The 25,654-nt window shown below is 42.3% G+C and carries 21 protein-coding genes, 3 pseudogenes and 5 riboswitches; of the genes and pseudogenes, 10 read left to right on the forward strand and 14 right to left on the reverse strand.

All coding sequences use genetic code 11. The features are described from left to right. Positions 1-52: 52 nt before the first annotated feature. Positions 53-168, reverse strand: a riboswitch (THF riboswitch). A 71-nt stretch (positions 169-239) separates the two neighbouring features. Further along, positions 240-320: riboswitch (ZMP/ZTP riboswitch) on the reverse strand. Positions 321-583: 263 nt separating this feature from the next. Beyond that, the gene (locus LJD61_RS09015; protein ID WP_255227204.1) at positions 584-784 is read left to right on the forward strand and encodes a hypothetical protein; all 201 of its coding nucleotides are present in this window, start codon (positions 584-586) and stop codon (positions 782-784) included. 576 nt (positions 785-1,360) lie between these two features. Here LJD61_RS09015 and LJD61_RS09020 read toward each other — a convergent pair. Continuing rightward, positions 1,361-2,614, reverse strand: a complete 1,254-nt coding sequence (locus LJD61_RS09020; protein WP_255227205.1) for a hypothetical protein — start codon at positions 2,612-2,614, stop codon at positions 1,361-1,363. A 371-nt stretch (positions 2,615-2,985) separates the two neighbouring features. On the opposite strand from LJD61_RS09020, the gene LJD61_RS09025 reads away from it, so the two are divergent. From LJD61_RS09025 to LJD61_RS09050, 6 genes are all read left to right on the forward strand, one after another. After that, the gene (locus LJD61_RS09025) at positions 2,986-3,690 is read left to right on the forward strand and encodes a DUF5058 family protein (RefSeq protein WP_255227206.1); all 705 of its coding nucleotides are present in this window, start codon (positions 2,986-2,988) and stop codon (positions 3,688-3,690) included. 22 nt (positions 3,691-3,712) lie between these two features. After that, complete coding sequence (locus LJD61_RS09030) at positions 3,713-4,384, forward strand: hypothetical protein (protein ID WP_255227207.1); 672 nt, start codon at positions 3,713-3,715, stop codon at positions 4,382-4,384. A 3-nt stretch (positions 4,385-4,387) separates the two neighbouring features. Beyond that, a complete protein-coding gene (locus LJD61_RS09035; RefSeq protein WP_255227208.1) occupies positions 4,388-6,019 on the forward strand; it encodes an N-acyl-D-amino-acid deacylase family protein in 1,632 nt (543 codons plus the stop codon). Between the two features lie 48 nt (positions 6,020-6,067). Further along, positions 6,068-7,117 (forward strand): 1-aminocyclopropane-1-carboxylate deaminase/D-cysteine desulfhydrase, encoded by a 1,050-nt coding sequence (locus LJD61_RS09040; protein ID WP_255227209.1) that lies wholly within the window; start codon positions 6,068-6,070, stop codon positions 7,115-7,117. Between the two features lie 112 nt (positions 7,118-7,229). Beyond that, positions 7,230-8,813 carry an MFS transporter gene (locus tag LJD61_RS09045; protein ID WP_255227210.1) on the forward strand — a complete coding sequence of 528 codons (1,584 nt, stop codon included), beginning with the start codon at positions 7,230-7,232 and terminating at the stop codon, positions 8,811-8,813. A gap of 134 nt (positions 8,814-8,947) precedes the next feature. Continuing rightward, the gene (locus LJD61_RS09050) at positions 8,948-9,553 is read left to right on the forward strand and encodes a hypothetical protein (protein ID WP_255227211.1); all 606 of its coding nucleotides are present in this window, start codon (positions 8,948-8,950) and stop codon (positions 9,551-9,553) included. Positions 9,554-9,855: 302 nt separating this feature from the next. On the opposite strand, the gene LJD61_RS09055 is transcribed toward LJD61_RS09050, so the two are convergent. The 4 genes from LJD61_RS09055 to LJD61_RS09070 form a co-directional block, all read right to left on the reverse strand. Further along, positions 9,856-10,518 carry a hypothetical protein gene (locus tag LJD61_RS09055; protein WP_255227212.1) on the reverse strand — a complete coding sequence of 221 codons (663 nt, stop codon included), beginning with the start codon at positions 10,516-10,518 and terminating at the stop codon, positions 9,856-9,858. A 375-nt stretch (positions 10,519-10,893) separates the two neighbouring features. Further along, entirely contained in the window at positions 10,894-11,382 is a 489-nt protein-coding gene (locus tag LJD61_RS09060) for a GNAT family N-acetyltransferase (RefSeq protein WP_255227213.1), read from the reverse strand. A gap of 86 nt (positions 11,383-11,468) precedes the next feature. Then, the gene (locus tag LJD61_RS09065; RefSeq protein ID WP_255227214.1) at positions 11,469-11,903 is read right to left on the reverse strand and encodes a GNAT family N-acetyltransferase; all 435 of its coding nucleotides are present in this window, start codon (positions 11,901-11,903) and stop codon (positions 11,469-11,471) included. A gap of 20 nt (positions 11,904-11,923) precedes the next feature. Beyond that, positions 11,924-12,178, reverse strand: coding sequence for a hypothetical protein (locus tag LJD61_RS09070; protein WP_255227244.1), 255 nt, complete (start codon positions 12,176-12,178; stop codon positions 11,924-11,926). On the opposite strand from LJD61_RS09070, the pseudogene LJD61_RS20750 reads away from it, so the two are divergent. Further along, positions 12,063-12,350 (forward strand): annotated as a pseudogene (locus LJD61_RS20750) (ABC transporter permease); the annotation flags it as partial. The gene LJD61_RS09070 and the pseudogene LJD61_RS20750 sit on opposite strands and share 116 nt — an antisense overlap. A gap of 3 nt (positions 12,351-12,353) precedes the next feature. Next, positions 12,354-12,530 carry a hypothetical protein gene (locus LJD61_RS09080; RefSeq protein WP_333783078.1) on the forward strand — a complete coding sequence of 59 codons (177 nt, stop codon included), beginning with the start codon at positions 12,354-12,356 and terminating at the stop codon, positions 12,528-12,530. Between the two features lie 277 nt (positions 12,531-12,807). After that, a riboswitch (cyclic di-GMP riboswitch) is annotated at positions 12,808-12,895 on the forward strand. Between the two features lie 498 nt (positions 12,896-13,393). Here the strand turns inward: LJD61_RS09080 and LJD61_RS09085 are convergent. The 9 genes and pseudogenes from LJD61_RS09085 to LJD61_RS09125 all read right to left on the reverse strand — a co-directional run. Next, entirely contained in the window at positions 13,394-13,729 is a 336-nt protein-coding gene (locus LJD61_RS09085) for a metal-sensitive transcriptional regulator (protein ID WP_333783079.1), read from the reverse strand. A gap of 32 nt (positions 13,730-13,761) precedes the next feature. After that, positions 13,762-13,974: a heavy-metal-associated domain-containing protein gene (locus LJD61_RS09090; RefSeq protein WP_255227215.1), complete on the reverse strand. Its 213-nt coding sequence runs from the start codon at positions 13,972-13,974 to the stop codon at positions 13,762-13,764. 198 nt (positions 13,975-14,172) lie between these two features. Further along, the gene (locus tag LJD61_RS09095) at positions 14,173-16,635 is read right to left on the reverse strand and encodes a heavy metal translocating P-type ATPase (protein ID WP_255227216.1); all 2,463 of its coding nucleotides are present in this window, start codon (positions 16,633-16,635) and stop codon (positions 14,173-14,175) included. 224 nt (positions 16,636-16,859) lie between these two features. Further along, positions 16,860-17,639, reverse strand: a pseudogene (locus LJD61_RS09100) (recombinase family protein); the annotation flags it as partial. Positions 17,640-17,994: 355 nt separating this feature from the next. Next, the gene (locus LJD61_RS09105; RefSeq protein WP_255227217.1) at positions 17,995-20,925 is read right to left on the reverse strand and encodes an insulinase family protein; all 2,931 of its coding nucleotides are present in this window, start codon (positions 20,923-20,925) and stop codon (positions 17,995-17,997) included. A gap of 267 nt (positions 20,926-21,192) precedes the next feature. Beyond that, positions 21,193-22,311 (reverse strand): sensor histidine kinase, encoded by a 1,119-nt coding sequence (locus tag LJD61_RS09110; protein ID WP_408615147.1) that lies wholly within the window; start codon positions 22,309-22,311, stop codon positions 21,193-21,195. Then, positions 22,289-22,984: a VanR-ABDEGLN family response regulator transcription factor gene (gene vanR, locus LJD61_RS09115; protein WP_255227218.1), complete on the reverse strand. Its 696-nt coding sequence runs from the start codon at positions 22,982-22,984 to the stop codon at positions 22,289-22,291. Before vanR ends, LJD61_RS09110 begins: the two co-directional genes overlap by 23 nt. Then, positions 22,977-23,165 carry a helix-turn-helix domain-containing protein gene (locus LJD61_RS09120; RefSeq protein WP_255227219.1) on the reverse strand — a complete coding sequence of 63 codons (189 nt, stop codon included), beginning with the start codon at positions 23,163-23,165 and terminating at the stop codon, positions 22,977-22,979. The genes vanR and LJD61_RS09120 overlap by 8 nt, the downstream gene beginning before the upstream one ends. Before the next feature lie 385 nt (positions 23,166-23,550). Further along, positions 23,551-23,887, reverse strand: a pseudogene (locus tag LJD61_RS09125) (reverse transcriptase domain-containing protein); the annotation flags it as partial. Positions 23,888-24,323: 436 nt separating this feature from the next. Next, positions 24,324-24,404, forward strand: a riboswitch (ZMP/ZTP riboswitch). 71 nt (positions 24,405-24,475) lie between these two features. Continuing rightward, positions 24,476-24,591, forward strand: a riboswitch (THF riboswitch). Between the two features lie 145 nt (positions 24,592-24,736). Between LJD61_RS09125 and LJD61_RS09130 the strand changes: the two are divergent. After that, positions 24,737-25,654, forward strand: coding sequence for an ECF transporter S component (locus LJD61_RS09130; protein WP_255227220.1), 918 nt, complete (start codon positions 24,737-24,739; stop codon positions 25,652-25,654).

Consider the following 25,654-nt stretch of genomic DNA (forward strand, 5'->3'; position numbering starts at 1 on the left):
CAGCACAGCTACATAACAAGAGGCATAATGATTACACCGCTTCTCCTTATGTAGCAGCGGGATGCGAATCTTGTACCGTAAGCCTGCAAAGGCTTTTCGTCCCTCTGACAACTCCCCGTTCAGAAGGCACTGAAAATCAATGATTTACGCACAAAATCCTACTCTGCTCTTATATTCATAATTCTTTCTGAATGAAAATCACAACATTCAGAAAGAAATAAAAAAACCCACCAATCCAAGCATCATGCACAGACGGTCGGCTTCATAAAACGCTATACTTCCTGTGGTTATTTCCACTTCCGTCAGTCATATAGCATATTCATATTATCACTACTTGTTAATATTGTCAATTTCAATTCCGAACCAAGTTCAGAGATGTTGATGATATTTGTTTCATCAGATATAATAAGATGCGTAATTTAACATTTCATAACATAAAGGCGGCATTCCGCAACAATTCTATTGAAAACGGCTGTATGATTTGAAAAAATAATAAAATGGGCTGCATACAAAAAATCAAGTCAAATACACCTAATTTCTTTTTATGCAAGCAGAGCCGTACGGAGATTGTTAGGAGAAAATGATGGTGAAAATTGCAATATGTGATGATAAGAAATCCGCATGTGAAGATTTAAGACATAAGATACTCACCTATATGGAAGAAAGAAAAGATCATTGTAAAATAGAATGCTTTTTTAGTGCTGCAGAACTTTTGCAGACTTCATGTCCTTACGATATTTTTTTCTGGACATACAGATGCCAGAACAAGATGGACTTTCATTAGCAAAAAAGATATGGGAGAAAGGAAATCAATGGCAGGGATTGGACATTCCTGTATGTTCTTCTGGGAATTTTACTGCTGTCAGCTTGCGGCGCGCTTTTTCAAAAGTGCAAATTTGCAGAAGCGTTTGCCTTATCATCGTTGGTTATTTCCATACATAGCATTGCGGACGGAATGATGCAGTCTTTTACCTATTGGATTCTTTCGTTAATCAACGTAAAATTTGCCCCGATGTGCGCTGATTTTGTCCGGTATTCATCTGTCATTTTATTATTGATTTTCACATTCCATATTGTTAGAAAGTTTTTTTCGGGCAGTGTAAAGAACGTGTGTATATCCATATTATTGGTTCTTATAGTCCAAGTTTTATTTATTACATTAGCAGAAGCTGTGGTATAAGATTCTATCTGCAGATTCTGCTTCAAAAATGGAGCCGGATGCAGATGCCGAAATTAATAAGCTCACTTCCGATATTGAAAAAGAAGAAAGTAAGCTTTCAGAATTACAAAAAGAAATGGTACAGCATATTTCTATTGTCGACACTATCTAAAGTTGTGGTTAATTTCAGACGCTTTTTCTTTAAAGATTAAATTCGATTAACCGCTGTGGACGTCCAGAGGCTTTTTGCCGTTTCCCAACCACGTTCGCATGGTCTGCCAACTCCAGCTTTTTAATTATTCGGTTGATACATCTTTCCGACACGCCGCATTCCCTCGCCACCTCACATGCAGTATATAATCGTCCAGGATTGTTTATCACCATATTTTTGAGCTGAAATAGACGGTTTATTCCAATTCCTGTAGCATCAGAAATCCGCTTTAACTTGGAATCTACGGTCTTTGTTTCCTGTTCAGTGCTTGTGTCCATATGGTTTCCAAATACTGGGCCCCAGCAGTTCTGATTTGGATACAATACCATTGCAGTATTGGAGTTGTACTCCCGCTTTTTCACTTGCTCCATTGCCAGCACAGCATTGCATTTGCTTTCCATTATCGTAGCCCCGTAGCCAATTCCCATACACACCCGTTCGAGCGATTCCTTTTCCAACTGGTTGAGCAGCGAAATGCTTTTGTAATAGTCTGTCACATTTTCCAAGACTTCCTTAGTACAGAACAGCAGATATCCGTCGAACTGTGCTTGTGTGATTGCAGCGTCAATTGACGCTGCAAATTGATAGAGCCGTTTTTCGATTTCTAACCGGTTTATTAGACGATCATGCTCTTTTTGTGTCAGAATAGAGTTCATGCTCAAAGAAGCAAAGCCGACAGCTATTACTATGGTCTGATTACTTTGCTGCATACCAATTTGATATCTGTAATAAAGCTCCCGCAGCTTTTGCCGATAAGCGCTGGCATCATGCACAATACAATAAGCGGGTATCTTCTCTTCTCTTAAGCGTTTTTCAACCATGGACAGTGTTGTAAAACAGCAGGATACTTTACCCGATTCGTAGCACTGCTTATGAAATTGATAGACCGTTTTCAAATCAGATATCCGAAAGTTTTCGTAATCGACGCTGAGTAATCTATCCTCACCGATGTCGAGACAGATATCCTGCAGTTCTTCTCTGGTAAAAGAATCAAGGCTGTACCTTTCAATATCGTAACCATCTTGATTAGCCTGAAGCATAACACGCAACAAAGAAGAAGTTTCCCTTATCACATAATCCCAGAGACAAGTGGGGGCGATCTGCCTGAGCGCACAATAATATGGTATGCGTCCGGCAAAAAGGAGAGCATCATATTTCCTCTGGTAAACTTGGGCAACTTCTCCTGCTTCTTCATAATTATTGATATTAACAAAGTCCACTGTAATGCGCGGGTTGCTATTCATTGCTTTCAAAATATGTTCTATGCCTAAATCTACTACTTCACGGTTTATTTTAGGAGAAGACTGACAAACTATAAACGCAATCCTCAATACTTACCCCATCCTTAAACAAACAAATTTTTATTCTGAATATACCCCAATCATAAATCTTCCTTTGTGATTTTGCAACACTGTTTCAATAAGTATAAGAGCAAATAATTAAAATTTTTATAATATTTATTTAAATGAGTTAATATTTTTTATTAAAGTCAATTTTAAGGCTCTTTAAAGACTCCTTTTTTTAAGCTAAGATCTTAACAAAGGCCATGCCGTTTAATATCGGACTGATTATTAACATGGCTGTAAATTGTTAAGAAATGAAAGGAGAAATCATTATGACACCTGAACAAATCCTACGCTCTCCTGGCATGTGGATAGCATGTATTATTACTCCGCTAATTCTGCTCGCCATGACCGCCCTATACTTTCGGCTTTCATTAAAAGCCGCCAAGCACCTTGGTATTAAAAGTGTCAAGAATATTGTCCGTGCAGCAGCAGTTACATCTATTGGCCCGTCTTTTTCTAACATCTTAATTATTGTGTCGATGGTGGCGATGTTGGGTCCTGCATTTACTCTGCAAGGTTCTAACTATGCTGGTGCTCCTCGTTCCAAACTTACCCTCGCATCTATGTGCACAGAATTAATCGGTCAAACGCTAGGGGAAAATCTAGATCTTACTGGTCTATCTTTTCTGCTGTGGGGCATTCCAATGGGGTGTGTGGGTTGGTTTATCGTTACCCTATTCTGTACGCCAAACATGAATAGCGCTATCGGATTTTTAGAGCATAAATTTGATCCAAAGCTGATTAAGATGATTCTTGGCTGCTCTTCACTCGGCGTTTTTTCTTATCTTTTATGTAACAATGTTATTGGTAAGCCCAACTATTATTACGCCTTGGCATCAATTCTGGGCTGTGCTGTTGTTCTGATTATCAATGCACTTTTTAAAAATAATAAATTGATCGTACAGCTTGGTAGCGGTATAGCTATTCTTGTCAGTGTTATAATCACCGGAATTACTCAAAATATGATTGGTTAATTTGGATTGGAGGAATAATCAAATGAACAGCTTTAGCAAAAAGGCCGTAAAGATTGGCACAATGTTTATGCTATGCGCGGCAATTTCGGTATTTATCCCTGCGCTTTATCTATGGCTTCGATATGGCGCATGGCCCGGTTGGAGTGGACTTGGATCGTTGGCAAGCCTTCTGGTGCCTATGAGTATAGTTGGTTGGATCGTGCAACCTATCTCTTATTTCCCCGCGCTGGGTGTTGCCGGCACATATATGACTTGGATGGCTGGATCTGCCGCCGACGTTCGTGTTCCCGCCTCAGCGGCAGCACAAAATGCTGCTGAGGTAGAACCTGGCTCAGCAGAGGCTGAGGTTGCTTCTACGCTGGGCGTGTGCACATCCATTGTAGTTACTGTTTTGGTTATGTTATTGTTTGTGATCGCTGGCGCCGCCATTGTTAATATACTGCCGCCATCGGTCACAGCAGCTTTTGTTTATATATTGCCAGCTCTGGTCGGTGCTCTTTACACTACCCTAACATTGGCAAATAGAAGAGTTGGCTCAATTACTTTGTTCATAAACGCCATTTTATATTTTGTTCTCAGAAAGGCAGGCATTCCCACTGCTATTATTATGCTGCTAATGGTAATTAGCGGAATTATAATAACTATTGCTATATTTCGATCCCAAAACAAAAAATCGCTTATAGAAAAGGAGTAAAAAATGTTTGATATAAAAATTATCAATGGTATGGTGATCGACGGATCCGGTAAAAATCGTTATCGAGCTGACGTGGGCATTACGGGAGATTTAATTGCTGCCATTGGAGACCTTTCCACCGCAAAAGCAAAAAAAACTGTTAATGCAGATGGAAAAATTGTCACTCCCGGCTTTATTGACATGCACACGCATTCCGACCTTTCTCTGCTATACGATTCCTTAGCAAGCGCTCGCATATATAACGGCGTGACCACGGATGTGATTGGAAACTGCGGTGTGGGAGTTGCTCCGGTTTCCGAGAAAACTAAAGATTTACTGCTTAAATATTTGACAACTCGAATTGTCGGTTCCATCCCGGTGGATCATCTGGATCTGCCTTGGACCACATACGAGGAGTATCTGGACTATGCAGACAAAAAGCCTACCGCTATTAATATGGTACCGCTTGTAGCGCAGGGTGCCATTCGAATCCATGAAATGGGGTTTGATGGTACGCCCGCCACTGCTGAGCAGATGGCGCATATGCAGGAAGAGATATATAAAGCAATGGAGGCCGGCGCGTGTGGTCTCACAAGCGGCCTTGTATATTTACCGGGGCTTTATACTGATGAGGACGAGTTAGCTGAATTATGCAAGGCGATTAAACCTTACGGCGTCAAATACATCACACATCAGCGAGACGAGGGATCCGGAATTTACGAATCAATGGAAGAGGCATTTAACATCTGCCGGAAAGCAGATGTTGGGTTGCATATTTCGCATTTAAAGCTTACAGATCCTAAGCATTGGGGCTGTGTGGGAAAGCTGTTTGCTAAACTAAAGGAGGGTTCCGATTCCGGCTTGGACATTACATACGACACTTACCCTTATACTAGCGGCATGTCCTCGTTGGCCTCTCTCGTGCCTGCGTGGTGCTTCGAAGGCGGCGGTGTGGCCCACATGCTTGAACTGCTGCGCGATCCGAATCAGCGCGGAAACGTTCAAGAGGGGATCCGCAAAAAGATGATTGATTTTGGCTATAATACCTGTGAAGAAGCTGCTGCTTCCTTTAAGGTTGCAAATGTTACAGCCGACAGCGGGAAATGGATGGAAGGAAAATCTCTTCCGGAGCTAGCGGAACTGCGAGGCACAGATGTTGTTACCAGTATCTGCGATATTCTTTTGGAGCAAGATTCTAAAATACAGGTGCGCATGATTTGCCAACAGGATAGTGATATGGAAGCCATCACAGCTAATCCCGAGTCCATGGTTGGATCTGACAGCATGTGTATGTCCAACAAAGGTATTATGGCAGCGGGACAAACACACCCGCGCGCCTATGGCACACAAGGAATGATTTTACGCCATTTTGTGCGTGAAAAAGGGCTGCTTACATTAGAGTCCGCCGTACGAAAGATGGCAGCCCTGCCAGCTCAAACTTTATGTTTGGATCGTCGTGGCCTTCTGCGAGAGGGCTACTTCGCTGATGTGGTCGTGTTGGATGCGGATACGGTACGTGACAACGCAACCTATGAGCACTCCAAAGTATACACCAGCGGTATCGATTGTGTAATCGTCAACGGGGGGGTTGCCATGGAAAACGGAGTTCAAGATAACAACGTTCTGATGGGTCGCGTACTTCGAAGAAAGCGCTGATTCAAATTGCTTTTATACGCTTTTGTAATTAAAAGGAGAGTGATTATTATGTATATAGTTGACAACGCAAAAATTTTTCTCAAAAAAATACCCAGATTGTCGCTAGGCTTTTATCCAACGCATTTGCAAAAGTTGGAAACGCTTTCTAATGAAATAGGCATAAATATTTTCCTTAAACGCGAAGACCTGTCTGGCAGTAATTTGTTTGGTGGAAATAAAATGCGCAAACTAGAGTATCTGATGGCAGATGCACAAAATAAAGGCTGCAAATATGTGTTTACATTTGGGGCTACACAATCAAACCACGCCATGCAAACCGCCGCTGCATGCCGTAAGTGTGGACTTATTCCGGTACTTTTTTTGGTGAATCTGGTGGATACTGATGAAGGTGCCCCAAAGGCTAACCTTTTGCTCGACAAAATTTTTGACGCTGAAATTCATATTGTTTCTGTACAACCAAACGAAAATGTGATGGAGGCTATGCAACGAACAACGGCTATAGCCGCCAGCTATCAGAATCAACTGGAGGACGCCGGTCATAAATGCTACATTATACCCGGTGGAGGCGCTTCTCCGCTTGGCTCTGTGGGCTTTTATAGCGGTTATATTGAGTTATGTGAACAATTGAACTCTCTTGGATGCACGGCAGATTACTTGTTCCACGCTACAGGGTCCAGCGGCACGCTGGCAGGCCTTGCTGCAGCACGCGCGATGATAGCACCTCAAATGCAGCTTGTGTCAGTAGCTGTAGATAACCCCGGTGATGATTATGCAGAAAAGGCCGCTGCACTGGCAAATGAAACGCTTGCCCTGCTAGGCGCGGACAAGACTGTTTCTGCAGGCTCTCTTTGTATTTCCGCAGACTATTATGCTCCCGGCTATGAGCAACCCAACGAGTTATCTTCCGCTGCAATCAGACGATTGGCACGCACTGAAGGTATCCTATTGGATCCGGTTTATTCCGGGAAGGGATTCGCCGGCCTGTTAGATTATATTGAAAAGGGCATTGTCGGTAAAGGTGAAACAGTCGTGTTTCTACATACCGGTGGAGTAACCGCCCTTTTTGCCGAACAGGAGATTGTTGGCGATTTAACATAAGAACCCAACACGAGTAGCTGAATGTAACCCTTCCCAATGTTAAAATCTAACCTATGGGGCTATTGCTCAGCATAAGAGCAACGGCCCCATATTTTGAAATGTTGAGGACGATATGAATCATACTATTATTCACTCTGTAACAGAAAAAGAAATGGCTGTTGTACAAAAGTTTATCCTGGCAGGGATGATGATCGGCTCAAGTGCTATAGGTGTTGTCGAAAATGCCCGGAGTAATTTGCTTCCCACCATATTGACACAGCTACACGCACTTCCTTTTTATTCTATTGTTCTTGTTTTAGCTGGTGCATCCACCGCTGTGGTTTTGCCAATTGCAGGAAAAATAAGCGACTTGATCGGTTATAAGCGCGTTTTTATTTTAGGAGTATTAGTATATGCCATCGCTTGTACCGGTTGCCTTTGCGCCACGGCCTTTTTTGTATATTTGCTTTTCACAGTGTTGGCAGCCTGCGCATTTGGCTTTCTATTTGGCGTATACCGTACTATTATCGTAGCCATTAGCTTACCTCAGGTTAGAGCTAAACGTATTGCAATTTGTACGATTATCGATAATTTCTCTATATGGGGTGGGCCATTCATAGGTGGACTGCTTTGCGACTTTTGGAATTGGAGAATTATCTATGCTGTGGTGCTGATACCGCTTCTGACCTCAGCGACGCTCGTTTTTCGTTTTTTACCCGAGTCAAAGCACTTCAGTAAAACAGAAAAAGTGGATTGGCAAGGAATGCTTCTATTTGCTGCTTTTTTGTTTCCATTGATGCTTTGGCTTGCAATGGGCGGCACCCAGTTTGCCTGGTGGTCATTTCCCGGTGTTACTCTTCCGTTCACCGTCACTATCGTTTTTCTTTTTCTTATAAAATGGGAGAAAAAATCGAAAAACCCGATGGTTCCACTGCAGCTTTTTAAAAAGCCTGTGTATTGCAGTATTTTTATTATGGCTATCCTTGCCAATATGTGCGAAGCCGCAAATGGATACCTTTTGTTATATCTACAGTATCTATTCGCAAGAAGTGCCACGACTGCAGGACTAATGCTTCTTCCCAAAGGAGTTCCTAGCACCGTAATTGCACTGCTAATTGGCCGATATCTTTCTAGATACAAAAAATACACACATGCGCTGGCTTTGTCCCTGCTTTGCAGTATAATCGCATACTTGCTGATGGCACAACTATCTATGGATTTCCGTGAGAGCTACTTTTTTATTATTATGTTGTTTTACGGTGCGGGCACCAGCTCTTTGTTAGCTATTTCTATGTTGCTGGCGCAGCACTATATCGAGCATTCACACCTAGGCGTCGGCACTTCTTTTATTATTTTTGCTGGGCCATTTGGCATGGCCGCTGGGTATGCAGTGGGAAATATAGTTATAAGCAGCTTTTGGAAAGGAGAAAAGAACATTGCTGCAGGGTTGGCGGAACTGCTTTTACCTGATCAGTTGATACAATTGTCCAAGATGGGGGTTCTGAAAGATCGCTCTATTTTTGAGGAGATACGCAAAACGCTTCCTTCGGAAGCTTATTTTTTGCTGGACACCACCGTTGCGCAGATAGAACAAAATTTTTTACACTGTCTTTCCATATTGTTTTATTTATTTACTTTTCTTGCGCTAATTGCTCTGGGCATTACGGCATATATCCGCTTTTGTGAAAAATCGTCACGTTGCACAATGGTTGACTAAATGCCTCTATAGCATTTTTGATATGGATTGGTGCATCGAAAGGACATTCCGCAACAATCCTATTGAAAACGCCGGTTATATTTGTAGAATGAGAAGTATAAACGCTAATTTCACGTGACAAAGGAGGAGCCCCCATGTTAATAGGAGCAGTAAATAATACCATTTCCCAACAAAATCTCTACGCAAATAAGGCTGAAGACAACCAGAAGGCAGATGCCATTGACAAAGCAGAGGATGTTTCCAAAACGGGATTTCAAAAACCATCGGGCGCATTGAATGAGCCCCGCGATGAATATATTCGGGGCGGTGATAAGCCCAATGAAACTCCGGGCATTTACCGCATGGAAAAAGATGAAAATGGTCAGCCCAAAATTGTGTTTGACCGTCCCGATTCGCCTGAAAAAAGCGAGCAAGCGGCATCAGAAAAAAAAGAACCTGATATTGCTTCACCGGAAGTAGCACCAAAGCAAAGTGAACCTGAGGACAAATCACAGGCTCCAGAAAAAGCAGATGACAAGAAAGCGGACATGAAATGCACGGTTGATACGGGCAATGTTGACCATGAGATTAAAAAGCTCAAGGAAGAAAAAAAGCAGATCCAACAAGAACTGAAAAATGCAAGTGATGATGAAGACAAGCACAAGGATTTGGAAAGACGGCTTTCCCAGGTAGAAGCTGAATTGAGCGCCAAGGATAACGATGGCTATAGAAAGCAAAATTCGACTTACACCAATGGCTGACCGGGAGCATTTTTAAATAAGCCGCTGAAACAACGTATATGTGAACCGTTGTTTCAGCGGCTTATTTCTTATATGCTGCAATGCGTAATCGATTGTAAGCAACGGTTTTGAAAAGGTATATGAAAAAGAAGCGTACTTAAGGCAGTCCTTGATAAACCAGTATTTGAACGAAGTATGGCGTAGCGTAAAAAGCTACGCCATTTCTTCATGTATCGGGTTATTTAGTTCTGGTAGAATCCAAACCAAATCATAGCTAATGTGAATATTCTGCCTGCGTCTTCCATCCGATTTGTCCGGTGCTTCTACAAACACCCTGCTTTCCAAGTCAGCCTGTTCTGCTTCGTAACCGTTGGACCGTAAGTTTTATTCACTTCATCACTCCAGTTTTCAAGCTTCGATGCCAGACTAACGCAGTCTAAATACTGTGAATACGTCTGCGAATTCTGTAAATAAAGCTGTGACATCTGTTGTAACATTGCCACCCAGTCTATTTTAGCAGATGCATTATCCGGATCTTGCAAATCTATTCCCTTTCCTATATAGGCTGCATTGGACGCATACGCCTTCATTCTTGTAAATGAACCATAGGTTCCCCCATCTGTGATTCCCTGATCATCCTGATAACAGGATAATGCAAACATTTCTAACTGTGACGCATTCTTAGGATCTACATCTTTAACATGAACATCATAATACCGCTGTTCCCCACCATAGTTTGATGAAATCCTTACGATTGGATCAGCTTCGGTAGAAGCGGTAGAATAAGTTGCCGACATTCCATAATGAATACTGTCATTATATTTTATCATTGTTAGTCCAAGCACCTCTCCTGTGCCATCCGTAGTAGACTTCTCCACTGCTGACGAAAGACAACTGTAGAATTCATCTGTTTTCTTATCTCCTGTCGCTTCATAACCTACGTAGTCCGTTCTGTAATTCGTTGAATGTAATGCGCCTATTCTCATAGCTCATTTCTCCTTTCTTGCAGTTCTTCTGTCAGTCGGAACTGCTCCCGCTTTCCTGAAAGGTCCAAGCGGTATTGTAGTTTCATTATGCATAAAAAAGATTGCAGCCCATTATTATAATGATTTGCAATCCATTGCATTCTATCCATCCATGATTTAATTGTCTCACTTATATATTTATCGACACTACCATTTAAAATCTTAACACCATTATTCACAATTGAATGCAATCGTCAAATAATAAATCTGCCACGAAAAGTAATATATTATATGAGCCGTTGTTTGGGCGGCGGAGTTCATATTTGCTGCATTAACAGCGGTTTTGACAAAATCAAAGCCGCTGTTTTGCTGTTGGCTTTAGCGAAAGATAAAGGTTTAATTCAGCAGCTTACGGTAGTATTTCTTTTGCTTGTCATAGACATAGCCGTTTGCCAGTAAAACCCCATTTGAAGCACCGTTATCTTCATCCGGCTGCACAACGATTTCACGGGCATTCTCTATATCTTTGATATGTCCTGTCAACACACGAACGGTCTCTTTTCCATAGCCTTTACCCAAGTATTCTTCGTTGCCAATCAGGTAGTCTATGCTATAGGTATCACCGCACTGGGTGACGGTATACCAGTTCTCAAGATCTTTTGCATCGTAGCAATCGTAATGTTGGCAAAAGCCAATGGATGTTTCACTGTCCATGACAATGAAGTGATGTATCCAAGCATATTCATCATGCCGTCCATTGATTTCAGTCAACCAATCCTCCGGGTCTTGATACCATTTCAGAATATAGTCCTTGTGAAGCCATGTGGTGAACATGGCAACATCTGTATCTTGAAATGGGCGAAGCAGTATTTTGCTTTTTTCCATAATGAAGTTTCCTCCAAGCATTTCAGGTCAGAATAATATTTTAAAGTTAATCAGATTTACCAACTAAACTCTGTGCAGAGAATTTATCAAATCCGTTGCATGATATACCGAGAGCTTTTAATGATTTCGGTTACCTGAAATCCAAACTTTTGATATAAAGCAATGGCCCTCTTGTTGTTTGCGAAAACATATAGGAAAATGGGGAGTTTTGTTTCAGAAATACACCTTTTCAGCATTTCCGTTCCTATGCCCATATTTCGATATTGAGGGAAAACATAAAAATCATCAATTCCCATTTTTCCATCTGCATCATGGAAATAGTAATATCCAACCTTTTTTTCGTTAAGCACGACACATATGTACTCTTGTATATGAGTTTCAATCTTATTTCGTACCCATGACAAAACTTTTTGATAATCAATCGTTTCCATGTTTTCGTATTCGTCAATGAGTGCCTTGTTCAGCTTAAAAACAGGTTCAATATCTGTTTTGTCAGCACTTTTATATTTTATATTTATCATTACACATGCTCCATAGCATATCAGGCCGTTATGTCAATCATTCCGGCAGATGTATCGTAAACCGTTGGGGTAGTTGCTTCGCCTCTCGCCACATTCCACGCTTCTCTGTATATACCGTAAAATTCAGAGGTGCGGGCATCCTCCGCCGGTGTCCCCATAGCATGCCATGTACCGTTTGAAAAGGTCGCAACGATTTCTCCGCTGCTGCCCGTCGGCCTGAATCTGCTCCTTGTCATTCCCGAAGTTTTGGTAACCAACACGCCGCTTTGGATCATCTATCCTTATTGCTACAGCGGCTATCTGGTGTCCTATTCACTGCACGAATTTACAACGGAAGCGGCCGACACAGCATTTCATCTGTTCCCGTTCCTGCCCTGTGCGGTCCTGATCTTTGCATTGGTGCTTACAGTGGCGGTAACACAGTTTGGAAAGAAAGAAATGAGGTAATAGATGGAAAATAAGAAACTGCAAAAAGTAAGCATGACGGAGCTGATCGTCAGCTTCCTGCCGCTGGCAACTTTTATCCAGGTTCTGTTAAAAATCACTTTGCTGGACAGAGTACATAGCATTTGGGCCTTTGCCTTTCCATCGTTTGTATGCGAGGCCGCGAAAGCCGCAACGCTGTAAATGTTACTTCTACGGTAATCAGCATCTTTTGGGTACTGCTGGTGGCTGGAATTGTCGTTCTGGCTTTATTTCTGAATTTCCTGCAATAAGGGGTAGCTGGCTATGCTGATTACTTAGAAAGTTTTTTTGTCTGCCAGTCCGTGTCAACGAAACAGTATATCAAAGCTATTGATGAGTTTTCTATATCGTTTTGTTGACGAACAGGAGAGAAATAACTGATAAGAGATAAATTGTTAAGCCCTAATCATATTTAAAATTGCCTGATAATTAACAACAGAATAAGCAAGGGCAAACCCAGTGAAAGCCGGGGGCTCAAAACTGAGGATCTAAGGCATTATTTGCGCTATGATAGTCTGGCTGCCAAATTAAAAAGCCTGCCCTTTGTATTAGAGGGTGGGCTTTGGTCCTGCTAAGTTCTAAACCTTTGACAGTTGTTAAAAGAGATGCAGCTTTCGCCACGCTCTGGAGGAGGTGTAGTTTTATGAAAATATATCTTATTCATTCTTATTCAGCAAGCTTTCACCTCCTCTTGTATACATGTCTATACAAGTTTAGCTATAATATATATTAGACATAAATAAAAAAATCCCTTCCTAAAATTTCAGTAATTTTTTTATTTAAAAAGTGAACCAAATCCCTTCCTGGATACTCTAATTATCAGAGCTCAAAAACATTATCGGTCGATAAGGGAAAGAACTACACAATATATATAAAGGAATAAAAGCAATGAAGAAAAGTGATTTTGCCGAGCAGGTAATGGCAGCCGAGGCCACATTGTATCACATATCCAAATCCATCCTGAGAAATGACTGCGATTGTGCCGATGCCGAAATAAGAGGCTGGCGGTTTACACCGCCAGCCTCCTATTTCATCATCTTTTCAATGGTCTTCAAAAGCTCATCGACCACTTCCATCTCTCCCGCTTGAATTCTATTTATCAGGCAGCTTTTCATATGGCTTTCCAGCAAGAGCTTGCTGACCGAGTTCATTGCAGCCTGGGCTGAGGCTATCTGGTTGAGGACATCATCACAGTATGCATCCTTTTCTATCATGCCTTTTATGCCTCTTACCTGGCCTTCTATCCTGTTCAATCTTGATATCAGGGATGATTTCATCTTTTCAGGCCTGCTTGTGGTTCTGTGGCAGCATGCTTCGTCCTTGCAGCTTCCGCAGTCGGCTGCTTTGCAATCATCATTCATATGCTATAACCTCCGGAATTTGATGCGGTACCCTACAGGCTCTTAATGCCGGTCACATCGTATCCTGCTTCTTCAACCGCTTCCTTGAGCTTGGAATCCTCAATCTCGCTGCTTGATTCTGCGATGGCATATTTTCCTTCCAGGCTTACCGTCACATTTGCTGCTCCGATTTCTTTCAGAGCCTCTTCCACATGCTTTGCGCAATGGCCGCAGCTCATGCCTTCGATATTGATCTGTTTCTTCATTTTATTTTCCTCCATTCATTTTTAAATTCAGAATATATAAAAATTGCGGAAAGAAAGGAGACGGAAACCACTGAAAGACACGGAAGTTTACACTAAAAAACACTGAAGTTTATTTATTGATAATCTGTAGCTTTTAATTACTGACTTTTAGTGTTCCCCGTTCCCCTTTGCAATGGCCTCATATAGCACAACATTTATTTAATGCGGTTTGAATCCTCTTAATCTAAGGGCATTGGTCAAAACTGAAACTGAGCTTAGGGACATGGCTGCTGCTGCAAATACCGGGTTTAGCAGCGGCCCGCCGAACAGATGCAGTAGCCCGGCTGCAAGGGGTATCCCGGCTGTATTATAACCGAAAGCCCAAAACAGGTTTTGCTTGATGTTTCTTATGGTGCTCTTGCTTAACTGTATGGCAGCAGGCACATCCATAAGATCGCTTCTCATCAATACTATGTCTGCAGATTCCATGGCTACATCTGTACCTGAGCCGATGGCTATACCGATATCTGCCTGTGCAAGGGCCGGAGCATCGTTTATGCCGTCTCCTACCATGGCAACCTTCTTGTTCTCCGCCTGCAGCTTTTTAACCTCATCAGCCTTATCCTGAGGCAGCACTTCGGCAAGGACCATGTCGATCCCGACCTGCCTTGCTATTGCCTCGGCGGTCCTTCTGTTGTCGCCGGTTATCATAGCCACTTCTATTCCCATGTCATGGAGCCTCTTTATCGCCTTAGCGCTGCTGTCTTTGACTACATCGGCTACGGCAATTATGCCGGCAAGCTTATTATCCACGGCAATATACATCGGGGTTTTTCCCTCGGATGCAAGTCTGTCCGACTCGCCTTCCAGGTGCTTCAGCCCTATATTTCTGTCGTCCATGAGCTTCCTGTTTCCAAGGAGTATATCTGAGCCTTCGATCTGAACCTCTATCCCATGGCCCGGTATTGCAGCAAACTTATCGACCTTTAGCATTTCCAGGTTCTCTTTTTCTGCGCCCTTTACTATGGCTTCACCCAGAGGATGCTCGGAGCCTTTTTCCGCTGATGCAGCTATTTGCAGCAGCTTATTTCTTCCAATCTCGCCGGACGCAATTACGTCCGTCACTTCAGGATTGCCTTCAGTTATGGTACCCGTCTTATCAAATACTATGGTATTGATCTTGTGGGCAGCTTCTAAAGCTTCCCCTCCTTTTATCAGTATACCATATTCTGCGCCTTTGCCTGTGCCTACCATAATGGCTGTAGGTGTCGCAAGCCCCAAAGCACATGGGCATGCAATGACCAGTACGGATATGAATATGGTCAATGAAAAGACTGTGGATTCTCCGCTCAAGTACCAGGCCACAGATGCTATAATGGCGATGGCAAATACTATGGGCACGAAGTAGCCTGAAACTATATCAGCCATTTGGGCTATGGGAGCCTTAGAGCCTTGCGCATCTTCAACAAGCTTTATTATCTGGGCAAGAGCAGTATCACCGCCTACCTTTGTAACTTTGAATTTGATCGAGCCGTTCTTGTTGATGCTTGCGCCTATTACCTTATCCCCCACATGCTTTTCTACCGGAATGCTTTCACCCGTGAGCATCGACTCATCTATGGAAGTATAGCCCTCCACCACTTCACCGTCCACAGGTATCTTTGCCCCCGGCTTAACCAAAATTACGTCTCCGACTTCCACCTCTTCTATGGGGAGCTCTATCTCCCTGCCATCCTGTATCACTATGGCCGTCTTGGGTGCCAGGCCCATCAGCTTCTTGATAGCTTCGGAGGTCTTGCCCTTTGACACAGCTTCAAGGGATTTGCCCAGCAAAATCAATGTTATAATAACGCCCGCCGATTCAAAATATAAATTCATGACGCTGTCATGATCACCCATATAAATCCTGTAAGTAGAATACAGACTGTAGATCACAGCCGCCGATGTGCCCATCGCTATCAATGAATCCATGTTTGGGCTTCTTCTTATTATTGCTCTGAAGCCTACGGTATAAAACCTGTATCCCGCAATGATCACCGGAGTCACCAAAATTATCTGAACCAGTGCAAATGCCAGCGGGTCATGCATCGGATCTAAAAAAGCCGGCAACGACTTATTTAAACCCGGTATCATATGCGCCATTGCATAAAATAATAAGGGAGTGGTGAATATTGCCGATACAATGAATTTAGTCCATAATACTTTTATCTCTTTTTCTTTTCTGGCCTTGTCTTCGTCAACCTTATTGCTGCTTTCGATCTCCAATGCTTTATATCCGGCTTTTGAAATCGCCTGCTTTATTTCTGAAAGCCTCGTCGCTTTCGGATTATATTTTATATTTGCTTTTTCTGTCGCAAAATTAACCGAAACACTTTCTACGCCTTCAAGCTTGGACACTGCCCTTTCTATTGCTTTTGCACATGCCGCACATGTCATCCCGGATATAGGTACGGCTATGGCCTTTGTTTCCGCTTCTTCTACAGCCTCATATCCTGCTTTTTTTACCGCTTCTTTTATTTTATCTGTATCGAGCTTGCTTTCATCATACTGAACAACCATTTTTTCAGTTGCAAAATTCACACTCGCTTCAACTACGCCTTCAAGCTTCTTAACTGCTCTCTCCGAAGCTTTTGCACATGCTGCGCATGTCATTCCGATTATCTTTAAAGATTCGGTCTTCATAGTATTCTCCTTTCATCGGTCTGCATTTCATTATAGGATAGCCCCCTACCCTATATTTATATAATATATTATTCCTTAAATAGTGTCAATATATTGATTAAAAATTATACCGTTAAATCAATAACTACCCGTTTTACGGGTAGTTATTGATCTGAGGCTATAAGCCTCTGTTACCGGCTAGCGCCGAAAAACGCTGGCTTTCAGATTGCCAATAACAGTTTGGCCGCTGCTGCTTGCCGTTCGTAATCCTCACTCATATGCCGATAGTCATTATGAATAATTTCTACGTCTTTCCAGTCCTGATAAAGTGCTTGCTTGAACCGCATTGGTAATACACATACATACCCTTGTTTGCAATCCGAGACATGGCCCGTCCGCAATCTGCACAACGAAGAAATCCACTGAACAAATAAAGCTCTTCCTTTTTCGGTGCGGTACGAGTATCGCGTTTCAATAGCTGTTGTACTTTGTCAAAGGTTTCCCAGTCAATAACAGCAACATGAGTATTCTCCACAATGAACCATTCATCTTCCGGCACTCTTTCCTGCACATGGATTTTGTAGCTCTTTACCCGCTGGCGGCCCTGTACCATATCCCCGACATACACACGGTTTTTCAAAATGGTATCAATGGTTATGGTACTCCACATGGGATTCTTTTGGGCATTGGGAGCATTGTATTTAATTCCCTTGCTCCGTTTGTATGACGTCGGGCATAAAACGCCGTGGTCGTTCAGGTGGTGCGTAATCTGGAGCTTGTTTATCCCATTCAGGAACATAGAAAAGATACTTTTCACAATCTCAGCGGCTTCCTCGTCCACAAGCAGGGCGTGTCCGTCATTTGGGTCTTTCACATAACCATAAGGTGCAAAGGAACCGATAAACTCACCGTTGCGCCGCATACCGGGTTACGCTCTCAAACTCGTCCATATGCCTTTCGTAGTATTCATCCAGCAGTCGGCGTTGATTAATAACGCTATTGCTATCGTCGTTTCCCCGGTTCATATCCTCTTTGGAAAGGTGAATATATTCGCCAAGCCTTCAGCGCCGGGTATTTGTCAGAAAAGATAAGGCTGTTTTCGCAGTTCTGTTTTTTGTCCGTGCCATTTGTCCTCCTTCCTAATTTGAAACCTCAATGCAAATCTGGCTCCCATTGACGAGTTTATATCTGATCGTTACGAATGGCTTGTCCATAGTTTTACCTCCGTTCACCGTTTTTGCGGATTAGTTGTTGATGAACGGAGAAAGGAGGGGAACGGCAGCCGGGGATACTATGGAGCTTAGGCTCGGAGGGATAGTTACACTTGAGCATGGGGAAGGCTCCGCCAAACTCACGTTTTTTTATTTGGCGGGTAGACCTTTATTTGGATGACTTATTTACAAGGGGCGTTACCGTGAAGTCCGCTGAATTTACGGTACATTCAAATGGAAATTTTGTTTTTGCCGCCGTTTCATCGTTGGCGACAACAAATACGCTTTTCTGAGCAATCACTGCGTCAATAAAGCCAGCATAATTTTTTATATCTTCAACAGTTGTGCTTAACATATCCTGACGGATTTTTTTCCAGTCATCAATCGTGCAGCCGGCAAGCGGCTTCAGCTCGAAATAGTAATTGTCCGAGTTATAATACTGGTCAAACTGGTTGACCGTTGAAACGATAAAACTATCAAGTTCTTTTTGCGTCATGGATAAGTTGCGAAGATAATTGCCCGCTCCAGCGAAAACTTCCAGAGCTTTATCTATCTCGCTTATTCCTGCGACAGAAAAGATGATTGTTCCATTTGTAAAAGATGCGCTGGCGCCATAAGCACCCATTTTACCGCGCAGAACCGGTCTCAGATATTCCGCTTTAAGAAGATTGCCGAGTACCTCCATTTTACCGGAATACTGATAACCACTTTTGTAAATATTCCCGATTTGCATGATATGGCTTACATCCTGTTTATTGGACAGTATGACAGCCGAGTTGTAGCCTGGCTGTATTGTATCTGTGTAATCGGAGTGTACTTTTCCGCTAATGTTGGCAACGAAAGAGTCAAAAATTGATTTGAACGTATTGTACCCGGCGCTGTTGCCATAGTAGCCGATAATCAGTCCGTTCCGATTTACCGTATCTGCAAAAATACTATTTAACCGACTTGCACATGCACTGCATCCACTGGGTGTTTGTAGCATCTGTTTGATAAAGTTGAAATAGAATATTGAACCCATTCCAGTACTCCCGACCGTGGCGGTGCGGAATTTATCAGCCTGGCTTTGGGAATCATACATCATATCGCAAGATATATAATACGGAGTGGAGGACAGCCTCTTGCTGTTGCTGTCTTCCTGCTCCAAAAATTCTTCCAGTTCTTTTGCTGAAAACAAATCGGTTCGGTTCAAAAATCCGACGACCTGCCGTGTGGTGTCCGCAATTGTCATCTTGTCACATGAAGCCGCGATGATAAAGCGTGGGTTTATATCATTTTTGTTAAAAAAATTCTCGGCAGGAGATAATGAACAATAAACACTATTAAGGCCGAGAGAAGTGAGCTTGTAGTTTAGAAACTGCGTCATCAGGGTTGCGTATTGTAAGTTTTCTCCTGACTTTGGCAATTCAAAATACATACCGAAATTGATCGTCTCGGCGGAATCATCAAGCGTGGCATAACAGCTTGCACCGTTTGATGTCTCAAGCTTTTCGGTTTGTCCTGACTTTGGTCCCAAATGGTCTTGTCTAAACTCATCAATGGAAAGAACCGGAAGCTTTGCCAGTGTTTCAGAGCTGTCCGGCGTTTCGGCCCAAGCGTTGAAAGCTTCGGTTTCTGCCTTTATTTTGGCAAGTTCACTGGCCGACACCTTTATTTCGTTACTATCGGCAACTTTGGAGATATGGCCTGATACAACAATGCTTTTATATTGGTTGCTTATAAAATACCGGTCAAGTATTGTTTTAAAATACGATGGGTTGTCTTTTAAATACTGGAAGTCTGCGGTTTGATTCAAGAACATAAACGGGTTGCTGCCGTAAACAAAACCATCCAGAGCGAGATCGGATGTTTCAGTTACTCTGTAATTATTTTTACTGTTTTCAACCTGCTCAATTGCGGCGTTAAGTTCATCCTTCCCAATGCCGTCCAGCTTTAAAGAAGTCAAAATAGACTCAAAGTCTGAGATAACCTCATTCTTTTTATCTGCGGTAACATTGGAAATGATAATCGCCAGATTGAATATACCGCCTGTGTACCCGCCCACATTATAAATGTCGGGATAGTTTTCGCTCAGCCTTTTTTGGACAATAGCCATCAGAGCTTCCCGTGCGAAAGCCGCCTTTGTTTCAATCACAGGCGAACCAGAGTAAAGAAAACCGATATCAACCGTCTTCGTCTGATCTATAACGTTATAGCTTTGTATTGGGTTTTGCGGTTTTATGGCTGAATAATTCCACTTAATATCCGGCGCTTTATTGCTATAGTCCTTTAGATAAGAATTCAGTAAGGATAATGTTTTGCCTATATCCTGATTGCCTGAAATACAGATAATACTGTTGGCGGGTGTGTAGTATTTTTTGTAAACGCTGAGTACATCGGAATACGTCAGGCCGGTTATGGCATCAACGGTACCGCCGCTGCTAAAGGCCGGTACGGTGTTGCCATATAAATTGGTATACATTTTACTTGCGACAAAATTAATTGTGCTCTCAGAACCTTGCAAATCATTTAAGCGCAGTTCGTTGTAAACTACTCCGTTGTAGACCGCTTTTCCTTCGGAATACTCCCTGCGGATGCCTTGCTGTTTGAAAATATTCTCGTCGGTCAGAACGCTGGGGCTTAAAGCGGCGTTGATATATACGTCAGCCAGATTATAAAAATCGGTTTTATTAGAAGTTTTAAAAGCATAGCAAGTGCTGTCGTCAGCTGTAGAAGCATTTATCATCGTTGCCACCGATGTGCTGCGCAAATAGGTCGTCAGGTTTTTTGAAGGGTACTTTTCACTGCCGCACATCAGACTGTGCTCCAGTATGTGATTAGCTCCCTTGTTATTTTCCGGCGGCGTCCTGAAGCCTATGGAGAAGGTCTTTTCCTCTTTGCCGTCATCCAGGTAAAAAATGCTTGCGCCCGATTTTGTATGTTTTAGATAGTAGGCGGTTGCGTTTTTTTCGGCAAGGTACTGTTTTGTAATCAACGTGAAGCCTGATTTTTGCAAATCGACCCCATCAAAGGTACTTTGCGCCGCGAGAGCGCTCAATGGAAAGCATTGAATCAAAAACACCGTAATCAGAAGAATTGTCAAAGTTTTTGTTTTTACCATTATCTCACCTCTTATTATTTTTTGTACATAAATAAAGAAACTCCTTATTCTGTACTGATTTATTTAATCATGGAAAACCGCCTATCCCAAAGCCGCCAAATTGAACGAGACTTCATTCAGTGGGGGTTGTATCCTCCACTGAATGAAGTCTCGTTCAATAATAAAACAACTCCTGTTAGTTACTATTTTATCTAACAGGAGCTATTTGTTTTTTAATATTAACTTGTTTAATTCCTAAGAAAATCCTAAGAAAACATTGATGTTTTCCTAACAAGAAATTGGCAAGGTCACAAAGAAAGTAGTAATTTCATTTTCACTTTCTGCGGTTATGCTTCCTCCATGCAAAGTAATGATTTCTTTTGCAATCGCTAATCCCAAACCTGCACCGCCTGTATTTGTTGCACGGGTTTCATCGAGCCTAAAAAACTTTTCAAATATTGAATTTAATTTTGAGGATGGAATGGTTTCTCCATGATTGCAAAAAGCAATCTTGACAGAGGCATCAGTAGCCTTAGCACTAACAATAATTTCAGTGCCGGGATAGCTGTATGAAATTGCATTTTTTAGGATATTGTTAAATACCCTTGCCAATTTTACAGAATCACCATAGACGGTTAAATCCTCATTTGCATCTAATTTTATCTTATTTTCATGTGCTGATAAAACAGGATAGAATTCGTCCGTCATTTGGACCAACATATAGTAAAGGTCGATAGTTTCTTTTTCTAAGGATGTATTCTGGAGATTATAGCGGGTAATCTCAAAAAATTCATTGATAAGTTTTTCTAAGCGTTTAGCCTTATCCAGTGTAATATGAACATATTTTGCTTTTTGCTCCACAGGCATATCCGGAGCTTCATCCAATAGGCTAAGATAGCCAATGACAGAAGTTAAAGGCGTTTTCAAATCATGGGCAAGATACGCAATCAAATCGTTCTTTCGCTGTTCTGCTTCTTGTGCTGCATGTTCATTATTTTGTACAGATATTTTTAGTTTGTTCAGATAGATTTCTGCATCCTTTAACGGGGCCGACAGTTCAATTAATTCGTTTTTATGCTGAAAAATATTTTCCGTTGCATTTAAGACCTCATTGAGATACTGAAAAGGCTTGTTCCAATAGTAAAGCAAAATTGCGCCATACCCAACCATAATATATACCAGTGCGCCCAATTCCCTATGAAGTTCAATCCATGCGGCGATTTGTGACAACAACTCATTTTGTCCTGCAAATTGTCTAAGCAAGTTGGCCGTTAAGAGATAAACAGCCACGCCTAAAGCGGTATATATTATCGCGGCAGAAAGCACCTGAAGTAGCTGCTTCCTATATACTTTGTTGAACTGCACTTCATGGCGTTCTTTCAATTCATTTTTCAATTTTATACCCACACCCCCAAACAGTTTTGATGTATTTGGGTTCTTCAAAAGAGTCTCCCATTTTTTCACGCAGATGCCGGATATGAACGGTGATTGTATTGTTGCCTTTACTAAAATATTCGTCTCCCCAAATTTGATGGAATAATTCCTCTGAACTAACAACATTTCCTATTCTCTTACACAGAATTTGCAGAATCGAAAACTCTGTGGGCGTTAGGGAAAGGGGTTTCTCATTCAAAGTACATTCATGAGTGTTAATATTTAAGACCAGCCCCGCATGAGCAATAATATCTTCTTCTGGCTCTGTGACGATATTGTATCGCTTGTAGCGGCGTAGCTGTGCCTTGACACGAGCCACTAATTCCAGCGGAAGAAACGGTTTTGTAATATAATCATCTGCACCGAAAGTCAGCCCGGTAATTTTGTCAATTTCCTCTCCTTTGGCAGTCAACATGATAATAGGGTAGTGATACCTTTCGCGGATTTTTTTGCATATTTCCAAGCCATTCATATCCGGCAGCATTATATCTAGGATTGCCATATCCAGCTTTTCTTCGTTAATATATTTCAAAGCATCAGCCGCAGTATAAGATTTGAAAACAATAAAACTCTCATTTTCTAAATACAAAGAAATGAGATCAGTAATTTCCTGCTCATCATCGACAATTAGTATTTTGTCACTCATCGCATACACTCCTTCCTTTTGTATATCTTCTATCCGTGGGTTTTTCTGCGTCTTTTGGTATCAACCACATACGGCTAAATCGCATCACGCCGGGTATACGATTTTCTTCACACAGTTTTTGCACTCGCCGTTCTGAAATCCCCCATTTTACGGCGGCTTCCGGGGCAGAAATATAGTCCATACGCTAATCGTCCTTTTCACATTCATTCTTATTTATTATATACGGTTAGCCGAATAATAACAAGTATCATCACGGGCAGAAGCACATTCTATTAACCAAACAGATAAGAAATACCTGGGACATACCTATGCTTTTATTTAGTAGAAGTCAAACACGTATTTTTTTTGCAAAAGCGGGGTTTCACAAATTGAGTAGGAGGTAGGTGATTAGTTCACCTACCGACCTCTCACACCACCGTACATAGGGTTGCCTATACGGCGGTTCCTTAGTTTACGCTATGACAGATTTGTAATAAGAACTTAGAAACTGAAAACCATCCTTTTCTAACCTATGGTTTGAAAGGGCGGTTTGTAGAACCGGGCTACCGGCTATCCGCCAGTTTGGCGTATGCCACTACTGTTTTCTCCCGATTCACTTTAAGGAACAGTTTCCTTTCTATGTATGGGATGATATGTTCCAGCGTTTGTCTGGCACTTGCCTTGCTCTTGCACAGAATTACCATATCATCTGCGTAGCGGACGAATCGGTGCCCTCTCTTTAAAAGCTCGTGGTCTAGTTTGTTCAGCATGATATTCGCACATAACGGACTAAGAGGTCCGGCACTTTCCAAGAGCATCATGGGCGCTTTTCTACGGTCTGAATCCATAGCTCGTTTCCACGAATTTTGGCTCATATGTGGGTGTCAGTACCTGTGCGATTGCCTGCTGGGTGACACGGTCTACACGTCCGTGAGACCTCACCAGGTACTCGCACGTTCTTTCTCTCCATTTATCTGCCTTATTTACTGCAAATGATTCCGTGTAGTTATTGGGCTTTGACTTGCGTTGCAGCCTTACCCTCATCTACAGCCTGATAAGATTTCTGTTCGTCAGACCGGAGATTTGCCTCCACCTTCCTTGAGATTCCTCGTCACCGGGGACACTCTTGGTCTTGGCTATATCCTTCCCACTACTACCGGGCGGATTCGGGACTTTCACCCGTTAGAGCGTGCACCCGCCGGGCGCACAACGGCAAGCAATGTGACTGTGGCCACAGTCACATTGCTTGTTGGGGAGCCTCCCCAAACCCTGACACTTCGGGCCAATCCCACGCGAGTGTTACTCGTGTGGGATTGGCCCGAAGTTGAAATTGACAATATTAACAAGTAGTGATAATATGAATATGCTATATGACTGACGGAAGTGGAAATAACCACAGGAAGTATAGCGTTTTATGAAGCCGACCGTCTGTGCATGATGCTTGGATTGGTGGGTTTTTTTATTTCTTTCTGAATGTTGTGATTTTCATTCAGAAAGAATTATGAATATAAGAGCAGAGTAGGATTTTGTGCGTAAATCATTGATTTTCAGTGCCTTCTGAACGGGGAGTTGTCAGAGGGACGAAAAGCCTTTGCAGGCTTACGGTACAAGATTCGCATCCCGCTGCTACATAAGGAGAAGCGGTGTAATCATTATGCCTCTTGTTATGTAGCTGTGCTGCATAACAGGAGGTGTTTTTTATGGTCGCAACTTAGCAAATCAATTTAACGATAAACTTTCTAGAATACGCTTATTAAGAAGGGAGAAGTTAAATTGAAAGGCTCATCTTTCTATGTGCGCCGCATCACAATATCTGCGGTATTCCTCAATATTTCACTCGCTTTGAAAACAACATTTTCCTTTTACATACCCATGTTTGGACAAAATGGAATGAGCATTGGAATTTCCGGCATTTTCTCCATCATGCCATCCCTTTTATTTGGGCCTGTGTATGGCGCTATTGTGTCCGGGCTTTCTGACTTTTTAGGCTATTTATTGAAGCCTGTGGGAACCTATATTCCCCTCATGACGCTGGTAGTAGCTGCTGGTGGATTTATCAGGGGCGCATTATGGAATGCGTTGCGAAATAAAGACAGTAAGAAAATGAGAATTGCAGTTGCAGTATGTTTCGCTCTTTTATTGTTAGTAGGCATTTGTAATATTGCATTTCTGTCTGCCGATGGTATTGACAATGGCTTTTATGACCATGTACAAAAAGAAAACATCAATACAGACAATATGCACCTTGTCAGCAAAATGCTTATTACAAGAACAATCGACACAAAAGACCCGTCAGGAAATCTGGCGACCTACATTACCTTCGTAACAGCAGGGCTTATCGGCAGCGCTGCTCTCGGTATTCTTTTGCTAACCGCTGATCTTTTTATATCAAAGAAGTTTCTTCATGACACAAGCAGAGGGCAAATACCCCAGCTTCTTATCGTTATGATTGGTTCTGGTCTGATTGTAACTACCCTAAACACAGTCGTATTGCGTGAAACAATCTTCACAGCATGGAAGGTACTTCCGTTTGCAGTTATATGGATTCCCCGCGTGATTGAAGAAGTCCTGGGCAATACGGTTAAGGCATATTTTGTAGCCGTGCTGTTGGAAATTTTCGGGAAGCAACATGGCCTGAAGGAACTAATTGATGGGTCATCCATAGGGTCCAAAAACGACACAAAGTCTTAG

It is taken from the genome of Lutispora saccharofermentans, assembly GCF_024363565.1.
Taxonomy (GTDB): Bacteria; Bacillota; Clostridia; order Lutisporales; family Lutisporaceae; genus Lutispora; species Lutispora saccharofermentans.

What these genes read in the sequence shown, in the direction of transcription:
- LJD61_RS09015 (WP_255227204.1), top strand. Translation starts at nt 584, where the DNA reads ATGGTGAAAATTGCAATATGTGATGATAAGAAATCCGCATGTGAAGAT.
- LJD61_RS09020 (WP_255227205.1), bottom strand. Translation starts at nt 2,614, where the DNA reads ATGAATAGCAACCCGCGCATTACAGTGGACTTTGTTAATATCAATAAT.
- LJD61_RS09025 (WP_255227206.1), top strand. Translation starts at nt 2,986, where the DNA reads ATGACACCTGAACAAATCCTACGCTCTCCTGGCATGTGGATAGCATGT.
- LJD61_RS09030 (WP_255227207.1), top strand. Translation starts at nt 3,713, where the DNA reads ATGAACAGCTTTAGCAAAAAGGCCGTAAAGATTGGCACAATGTTTATG.
- LJD61_RS09035 (WP_255227208.1), top strand. Translation starts at nt 4,388, where the DNA reads ATGTTTGATATAAAAATTATCAATGGTATGGTGATCGACGGATCCGGT.
- LJD61_RS09040 (WP_255227209.1), top strand. Translation starts at nt 6,068, where the DNA reads ATGTATATAGTTGACAACGCAAAAATTTTTCTCAAAAAAATACCCAGA.
- LJD61_RS09045 (WP_255227210.1), top strand. Translation starts at nt 7,230, where the DNA reads ATGAATCATACTATTATTCACTCTGTAACAGAAAAAGAAATGGCTGTT.
- LJD61_RS09050 (WP_255227211.1), top strand. Translation starts at nt 8,948, where the DNA reads ATGTTAATAGGAGCAGTAAATAATACCATTTCCCAACAAAATCTCTAC.
- LJD61_RS09055 (WP_255227212.1), bottom strand. Translation starts at nt 10,518, where the DNA reads ATGAGAATAGGCGCATTACATTCAACGAATTACAGAACGGACTACGTA.
- LJD61_RS09060 (WP_255227213.1), bottom strand. Translation starts at nt 11,382, where the DNA reads ATGGAAAAAAGCAAAATACTGCTTCGCCCATTTCAAGATACAGATGTT.
- LJD61_RS09065 (WP_255227214.1), bottom strand. Translation starts at nt 11,903, where the DNA reads ATGATAAATATAAAATATAAAAGTGCTGACAAAACAGATATTGAACCT.
- LJD61_RS09070 (WP_255227244.1), bottom strand. Translation starts at nt 12,178, where the DNA reads ATGATCCAAAGCGGCGTGTTGGTTACCAAAACTTCGGGAATGACAAGG.
- LJD61_RS09080 (WP_333783078.1), top strand. Translation starts at nt 12,354, where the DNA reads ATGGAAAATAAGAAACTGCAAAAAGTAAGCATGACGGAGCTGATCGTC.
- LJD61_RS09085 (WP_333783079.1), bottom strand. Translation starts at nt 13,729, where the DNA reads ATGAATGATGATTGCAAAGCAGCCGACTGCGGAAGCTGCAAGGACGAA.
- LJD61_RS09090 (WP_255227215.1), bottom strand. Translation starts at nt 13,974, where the DNA reads ATGAAGAAACAGATCAATATCGAAGGCATGAGCTGCGGCCATTGCGCA.
- LJD61_RS09095 (WP_255227216.1), bottom strand. Translation starts at nt 16,635, where the DNA reads ATGAAGACCGAATCTTTAAAGATAATCGGAATGACATGCGCAGCATGT.
- LJD61_RS09105 (WP_255227217.1), bottom strand. Translation starts at nt 20,925, where the DNA reads ATGGTAAAAACAAAAACTTTGACAATTCTTCTGATTACGGTGTTTTTG.
- vanR (WP_255227218.1), bottom strand. Translation starts at nt 22,984, where the DNA reads ATGAGTGACAAAATACTAATTGTCGATGATGAGCAGGAAATTACTGAT.
- LJD61_RS09120 (WP_255227219.1), bottom strand. Translation starts at nt 23,165, where the DNA reads ATGGACTATATTTCTGCCCCGGAAGCCGCCGTAAAATGGGGGATTTCA.